The following is a 209-nucleotide window of genomic DNA, read 5'->3' on the forward strand; positions in this document are numbered from 1 at the left end:
TGGGCTCCAGCAGACGGCGATTGTTGAACCAATCGACCCACTCCAGGGTGGCATATTCGACGGCTTCAAAGCTGCGCCATGGGCCACGGCGGTGAATGACCTCGGCTTTGAACAGGCCGTTGATCGTTTCGGCCAAGGCGTTGTCATATGAATCCCCGACGCTGCCGACAGAAGGCGCAATTTTGGCTTCTGCAAGCCGTTCGGTGTAT

At 57.4% G+C, this 209-nt stretch carries 1 protein-coding gene; it reads right to left on the reverse strand.

The genetic code is table 11. The features are described from left to right. A partial coding sequence (locus tag GZH79_RS17640) for an integrase core domain-containing protein (RefSeq protein WP_211645090.1) occupies positions 1-209 on the reverse strand: 209 nt, incomplete at both ends.

The organism is Loktanella sp. SALINAS62, assembly GCF_018263905.1.
In the GTDB taxonomy this organism is placed as follows: domain Bacteria; phylum Pseudomonadota; class Alphaproteobacteria; order Rhodobacterales; family Rhodobacteraceae; genus Loktanella.